The 22,287-nt window shown below is 72.7% G+C and carries 19 protein-coding genes; 14 read left to right on the plus strand and 5 right to left on the minus strand.

The window, feature by feature from the left end:
* Positions 1-63 precede the first annotated feature (63 nt).
* The 3 genes from ACH34R_RS40835 to ACH34R_RS40845 are packed head-to-tail and all read right to left on the minus strand — an operon-like array spanning position 64 to position 2,456.
* Complete coding sequence (locus ACH34R_RS40835; protein WP_397566985.1) at positions 64-978, minus strand: SDR family oxidoreductase; 915 nt, start codon at positions 976-978, stop codon at positions 64-66.
* 12 nt (positions 979-990) lie between these two features.
* A complete protein-coding gene (locus ACH34R_RS40840; RefSeq protein WP_397566986.1) occupies positions 991-1,935 on the minus strand; it encodes a glycosyltransferase in 945 nt (314 codons plus the stop codon).
* Positions 1,932-2,456, minus strand: a complete 525-nt coding sequence (locus ACH34R_RS40845) for a D-glycero-alpha-D-manno-heptose-1,7-bisphosphate 7-phosphatase (protein WP_397566987.1) — start codon at positions 2,454-2,456, stop codon at positions 1,932-1,934. Before ACH34R_RS40845 ends, ACH34R_RS40840 begins: the two co-directional genes overlap by 4 nt.
* A gap of 207 nt (positions 2,457-2,663) precedes the next feature.
* Between ACH34R_RS40845 and ACH34R_RS40850 the strand changes: the two genes are divergently transcribed.
* From ACH34R_RS40850 to ACH34R_RS40895, 10 genes are read left to right on the plus strand one after another with little or no spacing between them, the layout of a single operon-like run.
* Positions 2,664-4,304 (plus strand): carbamoyltransferase, encoded by a 1,641-nt coding sequence (locus tag ACH34R_RS40850; protein ID WP_397566988.1) that lies wholly within the window; start codon positions 2,664-2,666, stop codon positions 4,302-4,304.
* The gene (locus ACH34R_RS40855) at positions 4,301-5,344 is read left to right on the plus strand and encodes a glycosyltransferase family 2 protein (protein WP_397566989.1); all 1,044 of its coding nucleotides are present in this window, start codon (positions 4,301-4,303) and stop codon (positions 5,342-5,344) included. The genes ACH34R_RS40850 and ACH34R_RS40855 overlap by 4 nt, the downstream gene beginning before the upstream one ends.
* Positions 5,341-6,408: a glycosyltransferase family 9 protein gene (locus ACH34R_RS40860; protein WP_397566990.1), complete on the plus strand. Its 1,068-nt coding sequence runs from the start codon at positions 5,341-5,343 to the stop codon at positions 6,406-6,408. The genes ACH34R_RS40855 and ACH34R_RS40860 overlap by 4 nt, the downstream gene beginning before the upstream one ends.
* Positions 6,405-7,601 (plus strand): glycosyltransferase, encoded by a 1,197-nt coding sequence (locus ACH34R_RS40865; protein WP_397566991.1) that lies wholly within the window; start codon positions 6,405-6,407, stop codon positions 7,599-7,601. Before ACH34R_RS40860 ends, ACH34R_RS40865 begins: the two co-directional genes overlap by 4 nt.
* Positions 7,602-7,604: 3 nt before the next feature.
* Positions 7,605-8,156: an SIS domain-containing protein gene (locus tag ACH34R_RS40870; RefSeq protein ID WP_397566992.1), complete on the plus strand. Its 552-nt coding sequence runs from the start codon at positions 7,605-7,607 to the stop codon at positions 8,154-8,156.
* The gene (locus tag ACH34R_RS40875) at positions 8,153-9,484 is read left to right on the plus strand and encodes a PfkB family carbohydrate kinase (protein WP_397566993.1); all 1,332 of its coding nucleotides are present in this window, start codon (positions 8,153-8,155) and stop codon (positions 9,482-9,484) included. The genes ACH34R_RS40870 and ACH34R_RS40875 overlap by 4 nt, the downstream gene beginning before the upstream one ends.
* Before the next feature lie 4 nt (positions 9,485-9,488).
* Positions 9,489-10,193 (plus strand): SDR family oxidoreductase, encoded by a 705-nt coding sequence (locus tag ACH34R_RS40880; protein ID WP_397566994.1) that lies wholly within the window; start codon positions 9,489-9,491, stop codon positions 10,191-10,193.
* Positions 10,184-11,164 (plus strand): glycosyltransferase family 9 protein, encoded by a 981-nt coding sequence (locus ACH34R_RS40885; RefSeq protein WP_397566995.1) that lies wholly within the window; start codon positions 10,184-10,186, stop codon positions 11,162-11,164. Before ACH34R_RS40880 ends, ACH34R_RS40885 begins: the two co-directional genes overlap by 10 nt.
* The gene (locus ACH34R_RS40890; protein WP_397566996.1) at positions 11,161-12,126 is read left to right on the plus strand and encodes a UDP-glucuronic acid decarboxylase family protein; all 966 of its coding nucleotides are present in this window, start codon (positions 11,161-11,163) and stop codon (positions 12,124-12,126) included. The genes ACH34R_RS40885 and ACH34R_RS40890 overlap by 4 nt, the downstream gene beginning before the upstream one ends.
* A 10-nt stretch (positions 12,127-12,136) precedes the next feature.
* On the plus strand, positions 12,137-13,171 hold the full coding sequence (locus ACH34R_RS40895; RefSeq protein WP_397566997.1) for an NAD-dependent epimerase/dehydratase family protein: 1,035 nt from the start codon (positions 12,137-12,139) through the stop codon (positions 13,169-13,171).
* Here ACH34R_RS40895 and ACH34R_RS40900 read toward each other — a convergent pair.
* Together ACH34R_RS40900 and ACH34R_RS40905 are read right to left on the minus strand one after the other, a co-directional pair.
* Positions 13,149-14,330, minus strand: a complete 1,182-nt coding sequence (locus ACH34R_RS40900) for a zinc-dependent alcohol dehydrogenase (protein ID WP_397566998.1) — start codon at positions 14,328-14,330, stop codon at positions 13,149-13,151. The genes ACH34R_RS40895 and ACH34R_RS40900 overlap by 23 nt on opposite strands.
* A complete protein-coding gene (locus ACH34R_RS40905) occupies positions 14,305-16,656 on the minus strand; it encodes a phosphoketolase (protein WP_397566999.1) in 2,352 nt (783 codons plus the stop codon). Before ACH34R_RS40905 ends, ACH34R_RS40900 begins: the two co-directional genes overlap by 26 nt.
* A 92-nt stretch (positions 16,657-16,748) precedes the next feature.
* Between ACH34R_RS40905 and ACH34R_RS40910 the strand changes: the two genes are divergently transcribed.
* The 4 genes from ACH34R_RS40910 to ACH34R_RS40925 all read left to right on the plus strand — a co-directional run bounded on the left by ACH34R_RS40910 (position 16,749) and on the right by ACH34R_RS40925 (position 22,046).
* On the plus strand, positions 16,749-17,870 hold the full coding sequence (locus tag ACH34R_RS40910; RefSeq protein ID WP_397567000.1) for an acetate/propionate family kinase: 1,122 nt from the start codon (positions 16,749-16,751) through the stop codon (positions 17,868-17,870).
* An 89-nt stretch (positions 17,871-17,959) separates the two neighbouring features.
* The gene (locus ACH34R_RS40915) at positions 17,960-19,987 is read left to right on the plus strand and encodes a SpoIIE family protein phosphatase (protein ID WP_397567001.1); all 2,028 of its coding nucleotides are present in this window, start codon (positions 17,960-17,962) and stop codon (positions 19,985-19,987) included.
* Between the two features lie 1,586 nt (positions 19,988-21,573).
* The gene (locus ACH34R_RS40920) at positions 21,574-21,813 is read left to right on the plus strand and encodes a hypothetical protein (RefSeq protein ID WP_397567002.1); all 240 of its coding nucleotides are present in this window, start codon (positions 21,574-21,576) and stop codon (positions 21,811-21,813) included.
* The gene (locus ACH34R_RS40925; protein ID WP_397567003.1) at positions 21,810-22,046 is read left to right on the plus strand and encodes a type II toxin-antitoxin system VapC family toxin; all 237 of its coding nucleotides are present in this window, start codon (positions 21,810-21,812) and stop codon (positions 22,044-22,046) included. Before ACH34R_RS40920 ends, ACH34R_RS40925 begins: the two co-directional genes overlap by 4 nt.
* Positions 22,047-22,287 lie beyond the last annotated feature (241 nt).

The raw sequence follows: 22,287 nt of genomic DNA on the forward strand, positions 1-22,287 counted from the left end.
CCTTCTCGAAGCTCTGGATCTCCCAACCGTCGCGCCTACCCCTCGGGCAGCGCGGAAACCAGGTCAGCGGTAGCCGGTGGCGTCGGCGGGCCGGTCAGGGTCTTGTACCTCGACCAGGTAGCGCCAGGCGTCGGGCCGGCTGCCATCGACGTCGGTGAACCCGTAGACCTGGGCCAGCCCGCCGCTGGACAGCGACCGGCCGTTCCACCGGGCGCGCTCGGGGTCGGACGCCAGCGCCACCACCGCGCGCCCGGTGAACGCCGGGGTCTCGGAGATGACGAAGTGCGGGACCTTCGCCGTGGCGTCGCGCCAGTTGGCCTCGGTCACGCCGTAGTGGTCGAGCATGGCCTCTGACCGCAGCCAGCCGGGGGACAGCGCCACGGCCGTGCCGCCGTGCGGGGCCAGCTCGTGGGCCTGGGAGAACGCGAGCCTGATGACCGACCACTTGGACAGGTCGTAGAAGGTGTTGAGCCGGTAGTTGACCGCGTTGTAGTCGGTGGTGCCGTCGGTGACCTCCACGACCAGCCCGCCCGGCCGCCTGATCAGCAGCGGCAGCACGTGGTGGCTGGTGATGACGTGCGTGTCGATCGCCAGGTGCAGCAGGCGCAGGCCGTTTTCGAGGGAGTGCTCCCACACCGGGGTGTCCCACTCGGTGAGGTGGTCGCCGCCGAAGATGTCGTTGACCAGGATGTCGAGCCGGCCCTGCTCGCGGTCGATGCGCTCGGCCAGCGCGGCCACCTCGTCGGTGCGCAGGTGATCGACCCGGACCGGGATGCCGGCGCCGCCCGCCGCGGTCACCCGCTCGGCGGTCTCCTCGATGGTCTCCGGCCGGTCGACCTCCGAACGGCCCGCGCGGGTGCTGCGGCCGGTGACGTAGACCGTCGCGCCCGCCGCGCCCAGCTCGACCGCGATCCCCCGGCCGGTGCCCCGCGTGCCGCCGGTGACCAGCGCGACCTTACCCTCAAGTGCTCCGCTCATGAGCACACCATGTCAAACGCCTCCGACAATTTCCGCCAGCGTCCGGTCCCAGTCGCCCAGGAAGCGGCCGAGCCCGTAGCGGGCCAGGGCGGCGGCGCGGGCCGCCTTGCCGGCCTGCCTGGCATAGGCAGGGTCGGCGGCGAAGGCCCGCAGGGCCTCGGTGAGCGTGTCCGTCCGGGTGGAGATCACGCCGGCCTCGGGCGGTACCGCCTCGACGGCCTCGGTGGTGGCCAGGGCGACGACCGGCATGCCGAGCGTCATCGCCTCGATCAGCGACAGGCCGAGCGAGGTCCATCGGTAAGGGTGCAGGTAGACCCGCCGCCTGGCCAGTTGCGCGTGCATCTCCCGCTGCGGCAGGTCCTCGAAGGTCCCGTACGGCCCTTCAACGGCCAGGTCCGTCACCTTCATCCCGAACACGTCCAGCGGGACCGCCCGGGCGAACTCCGGCAGCAGGTCCGTCCCCGCCACCCGCGTCCGCCGTACCGGCTCGTTGACCACCACCCCCACCCGCGCCAGCTCACCGGTGTAGAGGTGCCCCGGATCGACCACCCCGTGCTCGATGACCAGCGTCAAGGCCCGCCCCGAGTCCCACATGAGCCGGTTGAAGTGGGTGACGTGGACGATCGGGATGTCGTCGCGGTCCGCGAGCGGGTGCCGGGTCCGGGGCACGTCCCCGCCAGGGGTGTTGTGCTCGACGTACACGGCCGGGACCCGCCGCCCCAGCCACCGCTCGGCCAGTTCGATCTCGTGGGGCCGCTGGAGCACCAGCGCGTCCACCGGCTCCTCGCGCAGCCGGTCCCACGGGACCTCGCGTACGTTGTCCGGCCAGGGGTAGGTCCGTGCCCTGCCCCTGCCGTCCGGACCCCGGTCCGGGGTGAGCGGCACCACGTACTCGTGCCCGCCCTGGACGAACGACGTCGTCCACGACCCGTGGACGTGCCACAACAGAACTCTCATCCCAGCGCCCTCTCCACGGCTTCGCCGATCGTGGCGGCGACCTCCGGCGCGTCCGCGACCTCCGCGGGCAGAGTGATGGGGGTGGGCACGAGGATGCCCCTGGCCCCGGCGGCCCGCGCCGCCGCCATGTCCCTGCCGATGTCGCCGATCACCGCGCAGTCGCCCGGCCGTACGCCGAGCGCGGCGGCGGCGCGCAGCACCAGGCCGGGCCGCGGTTTGCGGCAGTCGCAGCCGTCGTCCTCGGCGTGCGGGCACACCGCCCACACGTCGAACGGGCCGAGCAGTTCCTCGACCCGTTCGTTGACCCGCCGCAGCGCGCCGGGGGCGATGAGCCCCCTGGCCACCCCCGACTGGTTGGTGACCACGCCGACCGGAACGCCGGCCCGTCGCAGCCGGTCCACGGCCGCGCGCGCCCCCGGCATGACGGTGACGAGCGCGGGGTCCGCGTTGTACGGGACGTCCCGCACGAGGGTCCCGTCGCGGTCGAACAGTACGGCAAGCGAACGGCGATAGTCCGGCAAATCAACATTTGTCGCCACAATTCCGCACTACCCGCCCCCAGCCTGGGGTAACAACCACGGAGAGTGACGGTTCCCAGTACAGACCACCTCCCACATGGACTTCTACAGAACGCGAGGTTTGAGAAGCGCTTCGCTCGGTAGCGGTGTCAGAGCCCGAATGTCAGCAATGGCCCGACCGAACCAGATCCACCGCCCGGGGGAGATGAGATGCGGTTTCTCGGAATCAACGCCATATTCCATGATCCGGCCGCCGCGCTGGTGATCGACGGCGAGATCGCCGCCGCCGCCGAGGAGGAGCGGTTCAGCAGGCGCAAGCACGGCAAGCGCCCGGTCCCGTTCTCCGCCTGGGAACTCCCCGAACAGGCCGCCGCCTGGTGCCTGGCCCACGCCGGCCTGCGCCCAGAGGATCTGGACGGCGTCGCGTACTCCTACGACCCCGACCTGGTCAGAGCGGGCCAGCAAGGGCAGGACCCGCGCTGGGAGCCGCTGCGCACGACGTTCGCCCGCCGCGCGCCCGCGTTCCTGGCCACGGCGCTGCCCGGCCTGGACTCCGCCCAGGTCCGCTACGTCCCGCACCACATCGCGCACGCCGCGTCCGCCGGGCTGGCCGCGCCGTATCGCGACTCGGCCGTACTCGTCTGCGACGGACGCGGCGAGGCCGTCTCCCACCTGGCCGGCCACTACCGTGACGGCGAACTCACCGTGCTCGCCACCCAGGACCTGCCGCACTCCCTCGGCCTGATGTACGAGGAGGTCACCGAACACCTAGGCTTCCTCCGGTCCAGCGACGAGTACAAGGTCATGGCGATGGCCTCCTACGGCACCCCACGCCACCTGCCCGAACTCCGCGAACTCATCATGGCCACCGGCGACGGCGGCTTCCATGTGGACACGATCGACTGGTCGGTCTTCGCCAAGCCGCTGGCCAGGGGCGAACCGTGGTCCGAGGGCCACGCCGACCTCGCCGCGAGCGTCCAGGCCCGCCTGGAGGAGGTGCTCCTCGACCTGGCCCGCTGGCTGCACGAACGCACCGGCGAGCGCCACCTGACCATGGCCGGCGGGGTCGCGCTCAACTGCGTCGCCAACACCCGCCTGCTGGCCGAAGGGCCGTTCGAGGGGATCTGGGTGCAGCCCGCGGCGGGCGACGCGGGCACCGCGCTCGGCGGCGCGCTGCACCTGGCGAGCATGTGCGGCGAGCCGGCCGCCCCGATGCCGGGGGCCGCCCTCGGCCGGAGCTGGACCGACGCCGAACTCGCCGCCTGGCTGGACGCCGCCCGCGTCCCCTGCGAACGCCCGCCCGACCTGCCCGCCGCCATCGCCGCCGACCTCGCGGAAGACCGGATCGTGGCGTGGTTCCAGGGCCGCGCCGAGTACGGCCCGCGCGCCCTCGGGCAGCGCTCGCTGCTCGCCCACCCCGGCCACGCCCGCAACACCGAACGGCTGAACGACGTCAAGGGCCGCGAGCAGTTCCGGCCCATCGCCCCCATGGTCCTCGCCGAACGGGCGTCCGAAATCTTTGCCCGCGGTCCGGCCGAAAGCCCGTACATGCTGTTCGTCCACGACGTACGGCCGGAGTGGCGCGACCGCATCCCGGCCGTGGTCCACGTGGACGGCACCGCCCGCGTGCAGACCGTGGACCGCGCGGCGCAGCCGCTGCTGGCCGGGCTGCTGGCCGAGTTCGAGGCCAGGACGGGCCTGCCGGTCGTGGTCAACACCAGCCTCAACACGGCGGGCCGCCCGATGGTGGACGACCCGCGCGACGCGCTGGAGTGCTTCGGCTCGGCCCCGGTGGACGTACTGGTGCTCGGCCCGTACGTGGTGCGCAGGAGCGGGGTGTTCGCCTCGTGATCACCGTCGTCATCCCGACCATCGGCCGCCCGTGCCTGGCCGACGTGCTCGCCGCGCTCACCCCGGCCCCGCCGGACGCGCGGATCATCGTCGTCGACGACCGCCCCGGCGCCGCGAAGCTGCTCAAAGCGCCCGGAGCCGAGGTCCTGCGCACCGGCGGCAAGGGCCCGGCCGCCGCGCGGAACGCCGGCTGGCGGGCCGCCCGCACCCCCTGGGTCGCCTTCCTGGACGACGACGTGATCCCGCAACCGGGCTGGTGGGACGCCCTCCGCGCCGACCTGAGCGACCTCGGCGACGACGTGGCCGCCAGCCAGGCAAGGCTGCACGTACCGCTGCCCGCCGACCGCAGGCCCACCGACGCCGAACGCAACACCGCCGGGCTGGCCGCCGCCGACTGGATCACCGCCGACATCGCCTACCGGCGCGACGCCCTGGACCGGGTGGGCGGGTTCGACGAGCGCTTCCCCCGGGCCTACCGGGAGGACGCCGACCTGGCGCTGCGTGTCGCCGCCGCCGGATACCGGCTGGTCAAGGGCTGCCGCGTCACCCGCCACCCGGTACGCTACGACGGCCCGTGGGCCAGCGTGCTGCGCCAGCGCGGCAACGCCGACGACGCCCTGATGCGCCAGGTCCACGGACCCGCCTGGCGGTCCGCGATCGGCGCGCCGGGACGGCTGCGCGAACACGCGCTGACCACCGCCGCCGGACTGCTCGCGGTCTCGCTCTACGGGGCGATCCTCGCCGGGAGGTCGCACGGGCGGCGTACCAGGAGGGTCGCCGCGCTCGCCGCGCTGACCTGGCTCGGCCTGACCACCGAGTTCGCCTGGGCCCGCCTCGCGCCCGGGCCGCGCACGACGGAGGAGATCCGGTGGATGTCGATCACCAGCGTGCTCATTCCACCGGTGGCCTGTGCGTGGCGGCTGCGAGGCGAACTGCGCGCCAGACGAGGCGACCTGCGCGCCAGACGAGGCGACCTGCGCGCCAGACGAGGCGACCTGCGCGCGAAACGAGGGGCGCGGCGGACGGGCGAGGCCGCATGACCGCCCCGCGCGAGGAGGTCCGCCGGGAGAAGGTCCTGGTGGCGCGGACCGACAACGCCGGCGACGTACTGCTGGCGGGCCCCGCCATCAGGGCCGTCGCGGCCCGCGCCGAAGTCGTGCTGCTGGCCGGCCCGTACGGCGGCGCGGCGGCCCGCCTGCTGCCCGGCGTGTCGGAGATCATCACCTGGCGCGTCCCGTGGATCGATCCCGAGCCGCCGCCCGTCACCCACGACCATGTGGACGAACTGCTCACCGCCGTACGCCGGGCCGCCCCCACCGCCGCGGTGATCCTGACGTCCTTCCACCAGTCCGCGCTCCCCCTGGCCCTGCTGCTCCGCCTGGCCGGAGTGCCCAGGATCGCCGCGATCAGCAACGACTACCCCGGCTCCCTCCTGGACCACCGCCACGCCGTGGACGAGGACGCCGACGTCCCCGAGCCGGTGCGCATGCTCACCCTCGTCAGGGCCGCCGGTTTCCCGCTGCCGCCCGGTGACGACGGACGGCTCGCCGTACGCCGCCCGCTGCCCGCCGTCGGCCGCCTGACCGGCCCGCCGGGCTACGTGGTCGTCCACCCCGGCGTGACCGCGCCCGCCCGGGGGTGGCCGCCGGACCTGTGCGCGCGGGCGGTGACCGCGCTGACCCGCGCCGGCCACCGCGTCGTGGTCACCGGCACCCCCGCAGAACGCGCGCTCACCGCCCAGGTGGCCGGTGCCCACGCCCGCGACCTGGGCGGCGCCACGACGCTCGCCGAACTGGCCGCCGTGCTCGCCGGGGCCGCCGCGCTGGTCGCCCCCAACACCGGCCCCGCCCATCTGGCCGCCGCCGTCGGCACGCCGGTGGTCAGCCTGTTCGCGCCGGTCGTCCCGGCCGCCCGCTGGGCCCCCTACGGCGTCCCGGTGGAACTGCTCGGCGACCAGCGCGCGCCCTGCCGCGCCAGCCGGGCGAGGGTCTGCCCGATCCCCGGCCATCCCTGTCTTTCGTCCGTGACCGCCGACGACGTAGTGACCGCGGTACACCGGCTGACGGCACACCGCCCGGCCGCACTGGAGGAGGCGATCCTGTGAGAATCGACCTGGTTTCCGAGCACGCCGACCCGCTGGCGGCCGTCGGCGGCGTGGACGCGGGCGGTCAGAACGTACACGTCGCCGCGCTCGCCACGGCCCTCGCCGCGCGCGGGCACGAGGTCACCGTCCACACCCGCCGCACGTCCCCGGACGGGCCGCAGGCCGTGCCGATGGCCCCGGGGGTGACCGTCGAGCACGTACCGGCCGGGCCGGCGATGCCGCTGCCCAAGGACGAACTGCTGCCGCACATGCCGGCCTTCGCCCGGCACCTGGCCGCGCGCTGGGCGGCCGACCCGCCGGACGTGGCGCACACGCACTTCTGGATGAGCGGCCTGGCGGCGCTCGCCGCCGCCCGCGAGGTGCCGGTGCCCGTCGTGCACACCTATCACGCGCTCGGCACGGTGAAACGGCGCTGGCAGGGCGATGCGGACACCAGCCCGGCGCGGCGCGTCGGCATCGAGACCGAGATCGGCGTACGGGCCGACGCCATCGTGGCGACCTGCCACGACGAGGCCGAGGAGCTGCGCGCGATGGGCGTGCCGCTGTCTCGCGTGCGGGTCGTGCCGTGCGGGGTGGACCTGGAACTGTTCCGGCCCGACGGCCCGATGGCCGCCCGGGACGGCGACCGGCCCCGGGTGCTGAGCATCGGCCGCCTGGTCCCCCGCAAGGGCGTCGAGACGATCATCGAGGCGCTGTGCCAGGTGCCGGAGGCCGAGCTGGTGATCGCCGGTGGCGACGTACGCGACGCGGAGGCCGTACGGCTGGCCGGGCTCGCGGCCCGCCGGGGCGTGGCCGACCGGGTCCGGCTGATCGGCAGCGTGGCCCGCGCCGACGTGCCCGCGCTGCTGCGCTCGGCCGACGTGCTGGTGACCGTGCCGTGGTACGAACCGTTCGGCATGGTCCCGCTGGAGGCGATGGCCTGCGGCGTGCCGGTGATCGCCTCCGCGGTCGGCGGCCACCTGGACAGCGTCGCGGGCTGCGGCCTGCTGATCCCGCCGCGCCGCCCCCGCGCGCTCGCCGCCGCGCTGCGCGAACTGCTCTGCCACCCCGATCTGCGGGCCGCCCTGGAGAAGGCGGGCGAACGCCGGGCCCAGGCCCGCTACGGCTGGCCCACCGTGGCCGCCGCGACCGAGACCGTCTACCTCAACGCCATCGCCGCCCGGCGGCAGCGGGTGGCCGTGGCAGGAGGGTGACCGATGCATCATCACCTGGCCAAACTGAGCGACGCCATCCGCGAGCTGGACGCCGAGACGGTGAAGATCCACGCCTGGGGGGAGAAGCTGGCCGCCGTGCTGACCGGCGGCGGACGGCTGCTGGCCTGCGGCAACGGCGGTTCGGCCGCCGAGGCCCAGCACCTGACCGCCGAACTGGTCGGCCGCTTCCGCGCCGACCGCCGCCCCTACGCGGCCATCGCGCTGCACGCCGACACCTCGACGGTCACCGCGATCGGCAACGACTTCGGGCCCGAGTCGGTGTTCGCCCGCCAAGTACACGGGCACGGGCGCCCCGGCGACGTACTGATCTGCCTGTCCACCAGCGGGACCAGCGCGAACGTGCTGGCCGCCGCCGCGGCCGGGCGCGAGTGCGGCCTGTTCACCTGGGCGCTCACCGGCCCCGCGCCGAACCCGCTGGCCGACCTCTGCGACGACGCCCTGCCGGTGCCCGCCGCCGACTCCTGCACCGTCCAGGAACTCCACCTGGCGCTCATCCACATGCTCTGCGACGTGATCGAGGAGGTGCCGCAGTGACCCGCGGGCCCATCGTGGTGATCGGTGACGTGCTGCTGGACATCGACATCGACGGGGACGCCGATCGCATCGCGCCCGACGCCCCGGTTCCCGTGGTGGTGGAGTCCGGCCGCCACCAGCGTCCCGGCGGGGCGGGGCTGGCCGCGCTGCTCGCCGCCGCGGACGGGGCCGACGTCACGCTGGTCACCGCCATCGGCGACGACCCGGCGGGCGACGTCCTGCGCAAGCTGCTGGCGGGCCGGGTGCGGCTGGCGGCGCTCCCGCTGCGCGGACGTACGGCGAGCAAGACCCGCATCCGCGCCAAGGGCCAGACCCTGGTGCGGGTGGACGACGGCGACGGCCGGGCCGGGCCCGGCCGGATCCCCCCCGACGTGCTGCGCGACGCGGCCGTGGTGCTGGTCTCCGACTACGGGCGCGGGGTCGCCGACCTGGCCCGCCCGCTGCTGCACGGCCTGGAGATCCCGGTCGTGTGGGACCCGCACCCGAACGGCGGCGCCCCGCCGTACGGGTGCGCGCTGGTCACCCCGAACGCCGCCGAGGCCCGCCTGCTCTGCGACGCCGCCGAGACTCCCGGCGAGGCCGCGGTACGGCTGGCCCGTTCCTGCCACGCCGACGCCGTGGCGGTGACGCTCGGCGACGACGGCGCGACGGTCGCCCGCGGCACGGGCGAACACGTGCGGGTGCCCGCGTCCGAGGTCGCCGCGGGCCGCGACTCCTGCGGCGCGGGCGACCGGTTCGCGGTGGCGGCGGCGCTCGCGCTGCGCGACGGGGCCACCCCCGAGGAGGCCGTCGCCGTCGCCGTGCGCGAGGCGGGCCGGTTCGTGGCGGCGGGCGGCGCGGCGGCGATCCGGGTCAAGGCCGCGCCGGACCACCCGCGCACCCCGCGCGAGGCGGCCGAGGCGGTACGCGCGTCCGGCGGGCGGCTGATCGCCACCGGCGGCTGCTTCGACCTGCTGCACGCCGGGCACGTCAGCCTGCTGCGCCGGGCCAGGGCGCTCGGCGACGCGCTGATCGTGTGCGTCAATTCCGACCGTTCGGTACGACGGCTCAAGGGACCCGGCCGCCCGGTGGTCCGCGAGGCCGACCGGGTCGCCGTGCTCAACGCGCTCGGCTGCGTGGACGGCGTCGTCGTCTTCGACGAGGACGACCCGTCGGCGCTGATCGACGGGCTGCGCCCGCACGCGTGGGTGAAGGGCGGCGACTACGCCGCCGCCGACCTGCCCGAGAGCGAGGTGATGCGGCGGATCGGCGGCGAGGTCGTCATCCTGCCCACCCTCCCGGGCCACTCCACCACCGGCCTGATCACCGCGGCGCGGGCCATCGCATGAGGACATGACAACCGAGAGGGGACCTATCGTGCTGGGCAACATCCTGATCACCGGTGGCGCGTCCGGGCTGGGCCAGGCGACCGTGGAGGCCGTGGCCAAGGCCGGGGGCCGCCCGCTGATCATCGACGTCAACGCTCCCATCGGCGACTACGACCATGTGATCGCCGACCTGTCCGACCGGGAGCAGGCCGAGAGCGCCGTACGTGAGCTGGCCGGCCGGGCGGACGGGCTGTCCGCCGTGGTGACCGCGGCCGGGGTGGACGCCTGCGGGCGGCTCGACGCCGTGCCCGCCGCCGCCTGGGAGCGGGTGATCCAGGTCAACCTGCTGGGCACCGCCTCGGTGGTGCGGGCCGCGCTGCCGTACCTGGCCGAAAGCCGCGGGCGGGTCGTCACCGTGGCCTCCACGCTCGGACTGCGCGCGCTCAGCGACGCGAGCGCGTACTGCGCGGCGAAGTTCGGCGTGGTGGGGTTCACCCGCGCGCTGGCGGCGGAGCTGGCCGGGCAGGTCGGGGTCACGCTGCTGATCCCCGGCGGCATGCGCACGCCGTTCTTCGACGGCCGCGACGAGCAGTACCGGCCCGGCCCGGACGCCGGGCTCAACCAGCCCGAGGACGTCGCCGCCACCATCGTCTTCGCGCTCGGCCAGCCGGCCGGCTGCGAGGTGCGCGAACTGGTCGTCTGCCCCGCCACGGAGACGTCATGGCCATGAACACGGCCATGAGCCGGCCCGCGCTGGTCGCGCTGCGCGGGCTCGGCCTCGGCGACCTGCTCACCGCGGTGCCCGCGCTGCGGGCGCTGCGCCGCGCGCACCCACGGCACCGCATCACGCTGGCCGCGCCGTCCTCGCTGCGGCCTCTGCTGCCGCTGATCGGCGCGGTGGACGAACTCGTCCACACCAGCGGCACCGGCCCGGTCCCGCTGGACGGCGCCGACATCGCGGTCAACCTGCACGGCAGCGGCCCGCAGAGCACCACCGCGCTGCGCCGCATCCGCCCGGGCACGCTGCTCACCCACGCCCACCCCGGACTGCCCGGGGTCGAGGGCCCCGCCTGGCGGGCCGACCTGCACGAGGTGCACCGGTGGTGCGCGATGCTGCACTGGTACGGCATCGCCGCCGACCCCGACGACCTCACCTTGGACCTGCGCGCCGAACGGCGGGACGCGACGGTGATCGTGCATCCCGGCGCGTCCTCGGCGGCCCGGTGCTGGCCGCCCGCCCGGTACGCGGAGCTGGCCGCCGAGCTGAGCGCGGCCGGGCACCGGGTGCTGATCACCGGCAGCGTCGCCGAACGCGTGCTGGCCAGGCAGATCGCCGACCTCGCCGGGCTGCCGGGGGACCGCGTGCTGGCCGGCCGTACCGGGCTGGGGGAGCTGGCCGTACTGGTGGCCCGCGCCCGGATGGTGATCAGCGGCGACACCGGCATCGCGCACCTGGCCGTGGCCATGGAGACGCCGTCCGTGGTGATCTGCGGCCCGGTCTCGCCCGCGCTGTGGGGGCCGCCGCCGGGCCGCGACCGGCACGTGGCCCTGTGGGCCGGCCGTACCGGCGACCCGCACGCGAACGGCCCCGACCCGGGGCTGCTGGACATCGGGGTGCGCCAGGTGCTCGACGCCGTGTGCGCGACCTTGGACGGCGAGCCCGCTCGCCGCCCGCGATCGACGGATGGGGTGAAGACGTGACGACACCGACGACGGGCACCGTCGTGGTGACCGGCGGAGCCGGATTCCTCGGCTCCTACCTGTGCGAGCGCATGCTGGCCAGGGGCGCCCAGGTGATCTGCATGGACAACTTCCTCACCGGCGCCCCGGCCAACGTGGAGCACCTGTTCGGCGCTCCCGGGTTCCGGCTGCTGGACTGCGACCTGACCGGATTCGTCCACGTCCCCGGTGACGTGGACCTGGTACTCCACTTCGCGTCGGCCGCCTCGCCCGCCGACTACCTGCGCCACCCGATCGAGACGCTGAAGGTCGGCAGCCTCGGCACCCTGCACGCGCTCGGCCTGGCCAAGGAGAAGGGCGCGCGGTTCGTGCTGGCCTCCACCAGCGAGGTCTACGGCGACCCGCTGGAACACCCGCAGCGGGAGTCCTACTGGGGCAACGTCAATCCGGTCGGCCCGCGCAGCGTCTACGACGAGGCCAAACGCTTCGCCGAGGCGCTGACCACCGCCTACCGCAACGCGCACGGCGTGGACACCGGCATCGTGCGCATATTCAACACCTACGGCCCGCGGATGCGCCCCGCCGACGGCCGGGCCATCCCCACCTTCGTCGGCCAGGCCCTGCGCGGCGAGCCGATCACGGTCACCGGCGACGGCAGCCAGACCAGGTCCGTCTGCTACGTGGACGACACGGTGGCGGGCATCCTGGCGCTGGCCGACAGCGGGTTCGCCGGGCCGGTCAACATCGGCAACCCGGAGGAGCTGACCATGCTCGCCCTGGCCGGGCTGATCAGGGACATGACCGGGTCGCGTTCGCCGATCCGCTTCATCGAGCGCCCGGTGGACGACCCGAAGGTACGGCGGCCGGACACGTCGCTGGCCGAGGAGAAGCTCGGCTGGCGGCCGGTCGTGCCGGTGGAGGAGGGACTGCGCCGCACCATCGCGTGGTTCGCCGCCGAGCCGGTCACCGAGACGGTGGGATGAGGGAGGAACGATGCGTGTAGTGGTTGTCGGAGCGACCGGGAACGTGGGGACCAGCGTGGTCGCCGCGCTGGCCGCCGACCCCGCGGTGAGTTCGGTGCTCGGGCTGGCCAGGCGCGAGCCGGAGTGGCGGCCGGCCAAGGTCGAATGGCGGCAGGCCGACATCGGCAAGGACGACCTGCGTCAGCACTTCGCCGGCGCGGGCGCGGTGGTGAACCTCGCCTGGCTGTTCCAGCCCACCCGCGACGCGGTGGTCACCTGGCGCAACAACGTGCTGGGCGGCATCCGGGTGTTCCGCGCGGTGGCCGACGCCGGGGTGCCGGTGCTGGTCCACGCCTCCTCGGTGGGCACGTACTCGCCGGGCCCGAAGGACCGCCGGGTGGGCGAGGACTGGCCCACCCACGGGTGGCCGCGCGCCGCCTACGCCAGGGAGAAGGCGTACCTGGAACGGGTGCTGGACGCCTACGAGCGGGAGCATCCGGACATCCGCGTGGTGCGGATGCGGCCCTCGTTCGTCTTCAAACGGGAGTCGGCGGTCGAGCAGCGCCGGCTGTTCGCCGGGCCGTTCCTGCCGAACCGGGTCGCCCGGCTGGCCCGGCCGGAACTGGTGCCGTTCGTACCGGACACGCCGGGGCTGGTCTTCCAGGCGGTACACGGTGACGACATCGGCGAGGCGTACCGGCTGGCGGTCACCAAGGACGTGTCCGGGCCGTTCAACATCGCCGCCGACCCCGTCATCGAACCCGCCACGCTGGCCGCGCTGCTCGGCGCGCGGCTGGTCAAGGTGCCCGGCCCGCTGCTGACCGGCATGGTGGCCGCGGCCTGGCGGCTGCACCTGGTGCCCGCCTCGCCGGGCCTGGTGGACCTGGTCCTGCGGCTGCCGCTGATGGACGCCGGCCGGGCCCGCGACGAACTCGGCTGGCGGCCCCGGCACACCGCACTGGACGCGCTGCGCGACTTCGCGGCCGGGCTGCGCGACCCGCGCGGCATGGACACGCCGCCGCTGTCCCCGCGGCCGGAGGAGGCTAAGGCGTCAGCAGCACCTTGATCGCCCGGTCCCGCTTCTTCTGGAAGATCTTGTAGCCGTGCGGGGCGTGGTCCAGCGGCAGGATGTGGGTGGCCAGGTCCTCGGTGCCGAGCGGGTCGGAGTCGTTCAGCACCAGCGGCAGCAGGTCGTCGATCCAGCGCCGTACGTGGGCCTGGCCCATCCGCAGGGTGACGCCCTTGTCGAACATGCGCAGCATCGGCATCGGGTCGGCCATGCCGCCGTACACGCCGCTCACCGAGATCGTGCCGCCGCGCCGCACGATGTCGATGGCCTGGTTCAGCGCGGCCAGCCGGTCCACGCCCGCGGTGGTCATCATCGGCGCGGCCACCCGGCCGGGCAGCAGGGCGGTCAGCGTGTGCGCGAGGTGCGCCATCGGCGAGCCGTGCGCCTCCATACCGACCGCGTCGATCACGCTCGCGGTGCCCCGGCCCGCGGTGAGGTCCCTGACCGCGTCGGGCACGTCGTCCACCGCCGAGGCGTCCACGATCTCGACGCCGTGCCGCTGGGCCATCGCCAGCCGTTCCGGCACGCCGTCCACGCCGATCACCCGCAGCCCGCGGTGCCGGGCCACCCGGCAGCACATCTGGCCGATCGGGCCGAGGCCGAGCACGGCCACCTCGCCGCCCTCGGGCACGTCCGCGAACTCCACGGCCTGCCAGGCGGTGGGCAGTACGTCCGACAGGTAGACGAACCGTTCGTCCGGCGGCCCCTGCGGGACCTTGATCGGGCCGAACTGCGCCTGCGGCACCCGCAGGTACTCCGCCTGCCCGCCCGGGACCTCGCCGTACAGCTTGGTGTAGCCGAACAGGGCCGCGCCCGTGTTGTACTCCCGGTTCTGGGTGGTCTCGCACTGCGCGTACAGCTTGCGGTCGCACATATAACAGTGGCCGCAGGAGATGTTGAACGGCACCACCACCCGGTCGCCCGGACTGATGTGGCGGACCTCCGCCCCGACCTCCTCCACGATGCCCATCGCCTCGTGGCCGAGGATGTCGCCTTCGCCCATGAACGGCCCGAGCACCTCGTAAAGATGCAGGTCCGAGCCGCAGATACCGGTCGAGGTGACCTTGATCACCGCGTCGGTGGGCTCCTTGACGGCCGGATCGGTGACCTCCTCGACGCGGACGTCGCGCTTACCGTGCCAGGTGACGGCCTTCATCACTGCTCCTCTCGCCATTTCTTGCGGGCCAGGTCCATTCACTGATCTCGGGCGGGTCCTCGCCGTGCTCGCGGGTGTGGGCGCGGGCCCGCAGCCGGGCGTCCGCCATCCGCTGGCGCAGGTGACCGGCGGTGGCCCCGATGCCAGGTACCCGGTCGATCACGTCCATCACCAGGTGGTAGCGGTCGATCCCGTTCAACATGGCCATGTCGAACGGTGTGGTCGTGGTGCCCTCCTCGCGGTACCCGCGCACATGGAAGTTGGCGTGCCCGGTTCTGCGGTAGATGAGGCGGTGGATCGACCACGGGTAGCCGTGGAAGTTGAAGATGATCGGCCTGTCGGCGGTGAACAGCGTGTCGAACTCCGCGTCCGCCATCCCGTGCGGATGCATGGACGGCGGCAGCAGCCGCATCAGGTCCACCACGTTCACCACGCGGACCTTCAGCCGCGGCAGATGCTCGCGGATCAGCGCCGCCGCGGCCAGCGTCTCCATGGTCGGGGTGTCGCCCGCGCAGGCCAGTACCACGTCAGGGTGCTCGCCCGCGTCCGTGGAGGCCCACGGCAGGATGCCGAGCCCGCGGGCGCAGTGCGCGACGGCGTCGTCCATCGGCATCAGGTCGTGCACCTGGTGCTTGCCCGCCACGACGACGTTGACATAGTCGCGCGAGCGTAGGCAGTGGTCGGCGACCGACAGCAGCGTGTTGGCGTCCGGCGGCAGGTACACGCGCACGACCTCGGCCTTCTTGTTCATCACCACGTCCAGGAAACCGGGGTCCTGGTGGCTGAAGCCGTTGTGGTCCTGCCGCCAGACGTGGGAGGACAGCAGGTAGTTGAGTGAGGAGATGGGCCGCCGCCAGGGGATGCGCCGGGCCGACTCCAGCCATTTGGCGTGCTGGTTGAACATCGAGTCGACGATGTGGATGAACGCCTCGTAGCAGTTGAACAGGCCGTGCCGGCCGGTCAGCAGGTAGCCCTCCAGCCAGCCCTGGCACAGGTGCTCGCTCAGCACCTCCATGACCCGCCCGTCGGGGGCGAGATGCTCGTCGGTGGGCAGGGTGGCGGCGTTCCACGCCTTGGCCGTGGTCTGGTACACCGCCGACAGCCGGTTGGAGGCGGTCTCGTCCGGGCCCATCAGCCGGAACGCCGTCGGGTTGCGTTCGAGTACGTCGCGCAGGTACGTGCCCAGCACCCCCGTGGGCGAACTCGTGCGGGCGGCGGGGCTCTCGACCTCGACCGCGTAGTCGCGGTGGTCGGGCAGGCGCAGCGGACGGAGCAGTTCGCCGCCGTTGGCGTGCGGGTTCGCGCTCATCCTGCGCCGCTGCTCCGGCACGGCGGCGCGCACGATCTCGGCCGGGCGTCCGTCGCCCTCGAACAGTTCGCGCGGGCGGTAGGAGTGCATCCAGGCGGCGAGCGCGGCCAGCTTCTCCGGGCGGGTGCGCACCTCGGTCAGCGGCACCTGGTGAGCCCGCCAGGTGCCCTCCACCGGCAGGCCGTCCACCTCGTGCGGGCCGGTCCAGCCCTTCGGCGTGCGCAGCACGATCATCGGCGGGCGGGCGGTGGGATCGTCCCTGAGCCGGTCGAACACGGTGTCCAGTACGTCGGCCATCCGGCGGTGGACGGCCAGTGGCTCCTCGCCCGCGACCAGGTGCGGGTGATAGCCGTAGCCTTCCAGGAGGGCGGCCAGCTCCTGTTCGGGGATGCGGGCGAGGATCGTGGGGTTGGCGATCTTGTACCCGTTCAGGTGCAGGATGGGCAGTACGACGCCGTCCCGGCCGGGGGTGAGGAACTTGTTCGCGTGCCAGCTCGCGGCCAGCGGGCCGGTCTCGGCCTCCCCGTCGCCGATCACGCACGCCACCACCAGCTCCGGGTTGTCGAACGCCGCTCCGTACGCGTGCGCCAGCGAATACCCCAGCTCACCGCCCTCGTGGATGGAACCGGGCACCTCCGGCGCGACGTGGCTGGGGATGCCGCCGGGGAAGGAGAACTGCCGGAACAGCGCGCGCATGCCCGGCTCGTCCTGGGTGACGTCGGGATATTTATCGGTATAGGTGCCTTCCAGCCAGGCGTGCGCCACCGCCGCCGGCCCGCCGTGGCCCGGGCCGACGATGTAGATCATGTTCTCGTCGCGTTCCTTGATGACGCGGTTGAGGTGCGCGAAGCAGAAGTTCAGGCCGGGGGTGGTGCCCCAGTGGCCGAGCAGCCGGGGTTTGACGTCCTCGGCGCGCAGCGGCCGGGTCAGCAACGGGTTGTCCAGCAGGTAGATCTGTCCCACCGACAGGTAGTTGGCGGCCCGCCAGTACGCGTCCACGGATTCGAGTACGTCCATTACCGGACAGTTCCTCCAGTCAGGCTTTCAAACCCGTCCGTGGTGTTCGGGTGGGCTGTTTGGGGTCGTTGGTCTCGGGCACGCGACCAACCATGGCAAGCTCCGATCCGGCCGTGCTCACGGTCAACGCGGGGTCCTCCAGCCTGCGGCTCAACCTGGTCCGCGGCGATGAGGTCCTGGCCGGGCGGCACACCGAGCAGAGTCTTGACCCGGACGCGGCGCAGGAGACCGTCGCGGACTTCCTCGGCGAGGTGGGAGATCTCGACGTGGCGGCCGTCGGGCACCGGCTGGTACACGGGGGCGTCGCAGTACCGGCCCCGATGGTGGTGGACGACGAGATCGTCGCCCAGGTCGCCGCCCGCGAAGACCTCGCGCCGCTGCACATCCCGCCCGCGCTGGCGCTGGTGGAGGCGGTACGGCGGTGCCTGCCCGACGTGCCACATGTGCTGTGCCCGGACACCGCCTTCCACGCCGGCCTGCCGGAGTACGCGGCGACGTACCCGCTGCCCGAGGAGTGGCGGCGCCGGTACGGCCTGCGCAGGTACGGGTTCCACGGTCTGTCCTACGCCTGGGCGCTGCGCCGGGCCGCCGAACTCCTGGACCGGCCGGTGCATGAACTTCAGATGGTGCTCACCCACCTCGGCGGCGGGTGTTCGGTGTGCGCGGTGCGCGAGGGCCGCAGCGTGGACACCTCGATGGGCTTCACCCCGCTTGAGGGCGTGCCGATGAGCAAACGGTCCGGCAGCATCGACCCCGGCATGCTGTTGTGGCTGCTCAGCGGCAACCGCCTTTCGGTGAGCGAGCTGCGCGAGGGCCTGGAACACCGTTCGGGCCTGCTCGGACTGTCCGACGGCAGGTCAGGGGACACCCGCGACCTCGTCAAGGCCGGCGACCCGACCTCCGAACTGGCCCTCACGGTCTTCGCGCACCGGGTGAGCAGGGAGATCGCCGCGGAGGCCACCAGTCTCGCCCGGCTGGACGCCCTGGTCTTCACCGGCGAGATCGGCTGGGACCAGCCGGAGGTACGCGAGGCGGTGTGCGACCGCCTCGGCCTGCTCGGCATCGGGCGCCCGGCGATCGGCGATCCTGGGATCGACCGCGTCGTCAGCGCGGCGGACGCGGAAACGGCGGTATTGGTGATCGAGCCCCGGGAAGAGTTGCAACTCGCCCGGGAGACCCTCTCGGTGCTTTACCCAGCGGTGGGATATGTCTGACTATTTCCCGCATAGTATGCCGACCTGGGGAGCATGCGTGTTTTCGGGTGTTGGGGGACGTCCCGGACATGCGCAAGAGGGGAAGCTTGATGGGGAGAGTTCGCGGGCTGGGGCTGGGGCTCGAAGTCTTCGATCCCGCGCCGGTGGGCGTACTCGTGACGGCCGGACCCACGCACCGGCTCGTCTACACCAACGCGGCCTACCGCGAGTACTTCGGCGACCGGAAGATCGGCGCGCCGATGTCCGAGGTGTTCCACGACCTGCCCAATCTCGGCGCGATCCACCTGTTCGACAAGGTGCTCGCGACCGGGGAACCGGCCCTCGCCAGCGACCTGGCCGTACCGGCCGACCACCCCGACCTTGACATCAGGGAACGGTACTTCACCTTCAGCCTCTCACCCATCTCCCTGCACGACGGGGAACGCGGCGTGCTGACCGTGGGCATGGAGACCACCGCGCAGGTCGTCGCCAAACGGCGCATCCACGAACTGTCCGAGGAACGGCTGCGCGTGCTGCGCCGCTACCGCAGCCTGGTCAACGTCGGCGTCGAGGTCGTGTGGGTGGCCACCGCCGAAGGCCGGGTGGTCGACATGAGCCCCGGCTGGGAACGGGTGATCGGCAGGTCCGCGGAGATCCTCAAACGCGGCAACTGGTCGCCGGTGATGCACCCCGAGGACGAGCCCGCCGCCGTCGCCTCCTGGCTGCGGGCGCTCGCCGAAGTACACCCGCTGTGGGAGGCCACCTTCCGGATGCGCACCCCCGCGGGCGAATACGAGCACTTCCACGCCCGGTCGGTACCGGTACGCGAGAACGGCAAAGTGGTCGAATGGGTCGGTACCGTCTCCAACGTCGAGGAACGCTGGCAGGAGAACCGGCGTAGAGAACTCCTCGAACGCGCGGGCGCGGTGGCGGGCGGCGTGTCCGGACTGGAGGACGTGGTGACCGGCCTGGCCCGCGTCATCGTCCCCGAACTCGCCGACACCTGCTCCTTCTACCTGCTGCTCGACTCGGTCGAACGTCCGGACAACGCGCCCATCGTCGCGGAACGGGTCGCCGCCGCGGTACGGGACGGGCTGCCGATACCGCCCAAAGGCGGACACGAGGTCTTCGGCCCCAACGGGCCGTTCGCGCGTACCGTACGCGAGGCATCGCCGGTACGCGTACCCAACCCGCCCGGCATCCCCTCCGGCATCCTCCGCACCGCCACCGAGAAATGGGTCGCCTCGACCGGCATGCACGACGTCGTCATGCTGCCCCTGGTGGTGGACGGCGTCGTGGCCGCCGTGGTGACCGTCGGGGTCTGCACCCCCCGCCCCGCCCTGGAGATGAGCGACGCCAAACTCATCACCCAGATCCTCGACCACGCGCAAGGCCCGCTCAGCAACGTCATCCGCTTCCAGCGCACCCAGCGCATGGCGCTCGCCCTGCAACGCAGCCTGCTCGCCGACCCGCCCCAGGTGGCGGGCCTGGAGATCGCCGCCCGGTACCGGGCCAGCCCGGCCGCGGCCGAGGTCGGCGGCGACTGGTACGACTCGTTCGTACTCCCCGACGGGGCCCTCGTCCTCACCATCGGCGACGTCGCCGGGCACGACCTCCCCGCCGCCGTCACCATGAGCCAGCTCCGCAACATGCTGCGCGGCCTGGTGGTGGACCGCAAGGAACCGCCGGGCGACATCCTGCGCCGCCTGGACAGCACCATGGAGAGCCTGCACACGGCCGGCACGGCGAGTTGCGTACTGGCCCGCGTCGAACAGGTACCCGACGGCTGGCGGCTCAACTACTCCGCCGCCGGCCACCCGCCGCCACTCCTGATCACGGCCACCGGTACCGGCCGCTACCTGGAGGAGGCGCACAGCGCGCTGCTCGGCATCGGCCTGGACGAGCAACGGCCCAGCGCCTTCACGCCGCTCGAACCGGGGGACACGCTGCTGCTCTACACGGACGGTCTGATCGAACGGCCGGGCGAACACCTCGACGTGGGCCTCGCCCGGCTGTGCGACCACGCCACCGCCCTGGCCACGGAACCGCTGGATTCCTTCTGCGAGGAACTCGTCACGGGCCTCCCCACCACCGGCAAAGACGACATCGCCGCCATCGCCCTCCGCCTTCCCTGCTAGATTGCGCTCGCTCCGCTCGCGCTGAGGCCCGGGCGCTTTCGAGGCCGCGGTCTTCCCTCCTCGCTCATCCGTTCACTCGCTCGTTCCTCGCTCCTCACTCCTTCGCTCGTCAGTCCAGACCACGGCCGCGCCCGGGCAAAGCAAAGCGCCTCGCTCCGCTCGCGCCCCCGCCTCCGGCGGGCCAGGACCGCCTCCGGCGGGCCAGGACCGCCTCCGGCGGGCCAGGACCGCCTCCGGCGGAGTAAACGCGCTACCGCGCCAAAGGCCCCGCCTCCGGCGGGTGGAACTCGCTACCGCGAGCCCAAGAACCCCGCCTCCGGCGGATTAGACGCGCTGTCCCGCCAAAGGCCCCGCCTTCGGCGGGAAATGGACCTCGCTGGCGCTCGGCCTGTTTTTCCAGGGGCCTCGCTTCGCTCGGCGTACGGCAGGCCCCCTCTCACCGTCCGCCGTTTTCAGTGACGCCCCGGTGCCCGGCATTTCGCATGAGCCGTGGTACCTCGCCGTTCCAGCACCGGCTAAACCCGCCTTCTCCCCGCCTGATCCTCTCCCCGGTTGCCCAATTCCGCGCCTCCTCCAGGTGCCCCCTGGCCTCCGGCGCGCCGTGTGCCCAGGTGCCCGCCTTCGGCGGAACAGGACGCGCTGTCGCGCCAGGGCCCCGCCTTCGGCGGGAAATGGACCTCGCTGGCGCTCGGCCTGTTTTTCCAGGGGCCTCGCTTCGCTCGGCGTACGGCAGGCCTCCTCTCGCCGTCCGCCGTTTTCAGTGATGCCCCGGTGCCCGGCATTTCGCATGAGCTGTGGTACTTCGCCGTTCCAGCACCACCTAACCCGCCCCCTCAGACGTATCTCGGGTCTCCGCTGCGCCCCTCGCGCTCAAGGCCCCCGCCTTCGGCGGAGTAGACGCGCTGTCGCGCCAGGGGCCCGCCTTCGGCGGGGAGTGGGCCTCGCTGGCGCTCGGGCTGTTTTCTCAGGGCCGGGCTTCGCCCGGGTGTACGGCATGCCGCCTCTCGCCGCCCGCCGTGTTCAGGGACAGCCCGATGCTCGGCATTTCGCGTGAGCTGTGGTACTTCGCCGTTCCGGCACCGGCTGAACCCGTCTTCTCCCGCCTGATCCTCTCCCGCCGTCACCCATTCCCTCTCCCCTTCCCATGTACCGCCTTCGGCCGCTGGCCGACAGCCGCGCCGCCACACGCCTAAGTGGCGCCGCACCCTAATCCGTCGGCTTCACCACACGACGTCCGGCTCAGACGGGTACCTACCGACCACTGATGCTCTCCCGCACCCTTTCCCGCCAAGGACGTCGACAGAGGTCGCAGGCCAAGCGGACCAGCAGCTGACCGTCTCGCATGTACGCGCGTGGGCTCGGGAGCAAGGGTTCCGAATCGCTGCCTGCGGCAGGCTCCACCCCGAGATCTGGGAAGCCTGACATGCCGCCGTCGGCCTTATGCCTGAGAAGAACCCGTGACCCGGTTCGACAAAACGTCGTGACGCGGACGGATGTCACTCGTTGCAACGAGTCCAGTTCGGCTACCGGCTACGCTAGAAGGGCAACTCAGGTGACGCGACCGAAGGAGTCGAGCGACGGAGGGCGTGGACCTCGAACGCGAACCCATTCATGATCTCGCGCGCCGGGTCATCCGGTTGGCCGAGGAGACTCAGCACGCCGCTCAAGTGCTCGAACGCCGTCTGGAAGCGCTGGAGCGCCGCACCGGCACCGCTGGGAGGGCCGAACGCATCCTGAGCATCGCCGCCGGCATGCGAACCCACCTGGGTCAGGACCGGCTCTCCGTTGAAGACCTGTACGACCCGGACACCGGCCTTCCCGCATGATCGTCGATTCCAGCGCCATCATCGCTGTCATCAACGGTGAGCCCGAGGCCACCCAATTCGCCCACGCCATCGCCGCAACCGCGTGCCGTATATCGGCTGTCAACTATGTCGAAGCGGCAATCGTGGCAGACAACCGCGGCGAGGCCATGCGCACCGCCTTGGACACGCTCATCAACGAGATGGGCCTCATCCTTGAGCCTGTAACACCCAACCAGGCCAGGATCGCGCGCTGAGCCTACTAAGGCTACGGCAAGGGCAACGCCTCCAAGGCCAAACTCAACATGGGTGAATGCCTACGCCCTCGCAAGGACCTCGACCAACCCCTGCTCTTCAAAGGCGAGGACTTCCTGCATACCGACATCACCCCCGCACAGCCATAACGGTTGACGAATCCTCTCGCCGCCCGCCCATCCCCCATCGCCCTCCCGGCAGGGGATGGGGGTGTGCGGTCCAAGGTGCCGTGGACACCGGGGC

The organism is Spongiactinospora sp. 9N601, from assembly GCF_044326295.1.
GTDB classification, from domain to species: domain Bacteria; phylum Actinomycetota; class Actinomycetes; order Streptosporangiales; family Streptosporangiaceae; genus Spongiactinospora; species Spongiactinospora gelatinilytica.

What these genes read in the sequence shown, in the direction of transcription:
- ACH34R_RS40860 (WP_397566990.1), top strand. Translation starts at nt 5,341, where the DNA reads ATGACCGCCCCGCGCGAGGAGGTCCGCCGGGAGAAGGTCCTGGTGGCG.
- ACH34R_RS40910 (WP_397567000.1), top strand. Translation starts at nt 16,749, where the DNA reads ATGGCAAGCTCCGATCCGGCCGTGCTCACGGTCAACGCGGGGTCCTCC.
- ACH34R_RS40850 (WP_397566988.1), top strand. Translation starts at nt 2,664, where the DNA reads ATGCGGTTTCTCGGAATCAACGCCATATTCCATGATCCGGCCGCCGCG.
- ACH34R_RS40885 (WP_397566995.1), top strand. Translation starts at nt 10,184, where the DNA reads ATGGCCATGAACACGGCCATGAGCCGGCCCGCGCTGGTCGCGCTGCGC.
- ACH34R_RS40835 (WP_397566985.1), bottom strand. Translation starts at nt 978, where the DNA reads ATGAGCGGAGCACTTGAGGGTAAGGTCGCGCTGGTCACCGGCGGCACG.
- ACH34R_RS40900 (WP_397566998.1), bottom strand. Translation starts at nt 14,330, where the DNA reads ATGAAGGCCGTCACCTGGCACGGTAAGCGCGACGTCCGCGTCGAGGAG.
- ACH34R_RS40905 (WP_397566999.1), bottom strand. Translation starts at nt 16,656, where the DNA reads ATGGACGTACTCGAATCCGTGGACGCGTACTGGCGGGCCGCCAACTAC.
- ACH34R_RS40895 (WP_397566997.1), top strand. Translation starts at nt 12,137, where the DNA reads ATGCGTGTAGTGGTTGTCGGAGCGACCGGGAACGTGGGGACCAGCGTG.
- ACH34R_RS40840 (WP_397566986.1), bottom strand. Translation starts at nt 1,935, where the DNA reads ATGAGAGTTCTGTTGTGGCACGTCCACGGGTCGTGGACGACGTCGTTC.
- ACH34R_RS40915 (WP_397567001.1), top strand. Translation starts at nt 17,960, where the DNA reads ATGGGGAGAGTTCGCGGGCTGGGGCTGGGGCTCGAAGTCTTCGATCCC.
- ACH34R_RS40880 (WP_397566994.1), top strand. Translation starts at nt 9,489, where the DNA reads ATGACAACCGAGAGGGGACCTATCGTGCTGGGCAACATCCTGATCACC.
- ACH34R_RS40870 (WP_397566992.1), top strand. Translation starts at nt 7,605, where the DNA reads ATGCATCATCACCTGGCCAAACTGAGCGACGCCATCCGCGAGCTGGAC.
- ACH34R_RS40925 (WP_397567003.1), top strand. Translation starts at nt 21,810, where the DNA reads ATGATCGTCGATTCCAGCGCCATCATCGCTGTCATCAACGGTGAGCCC.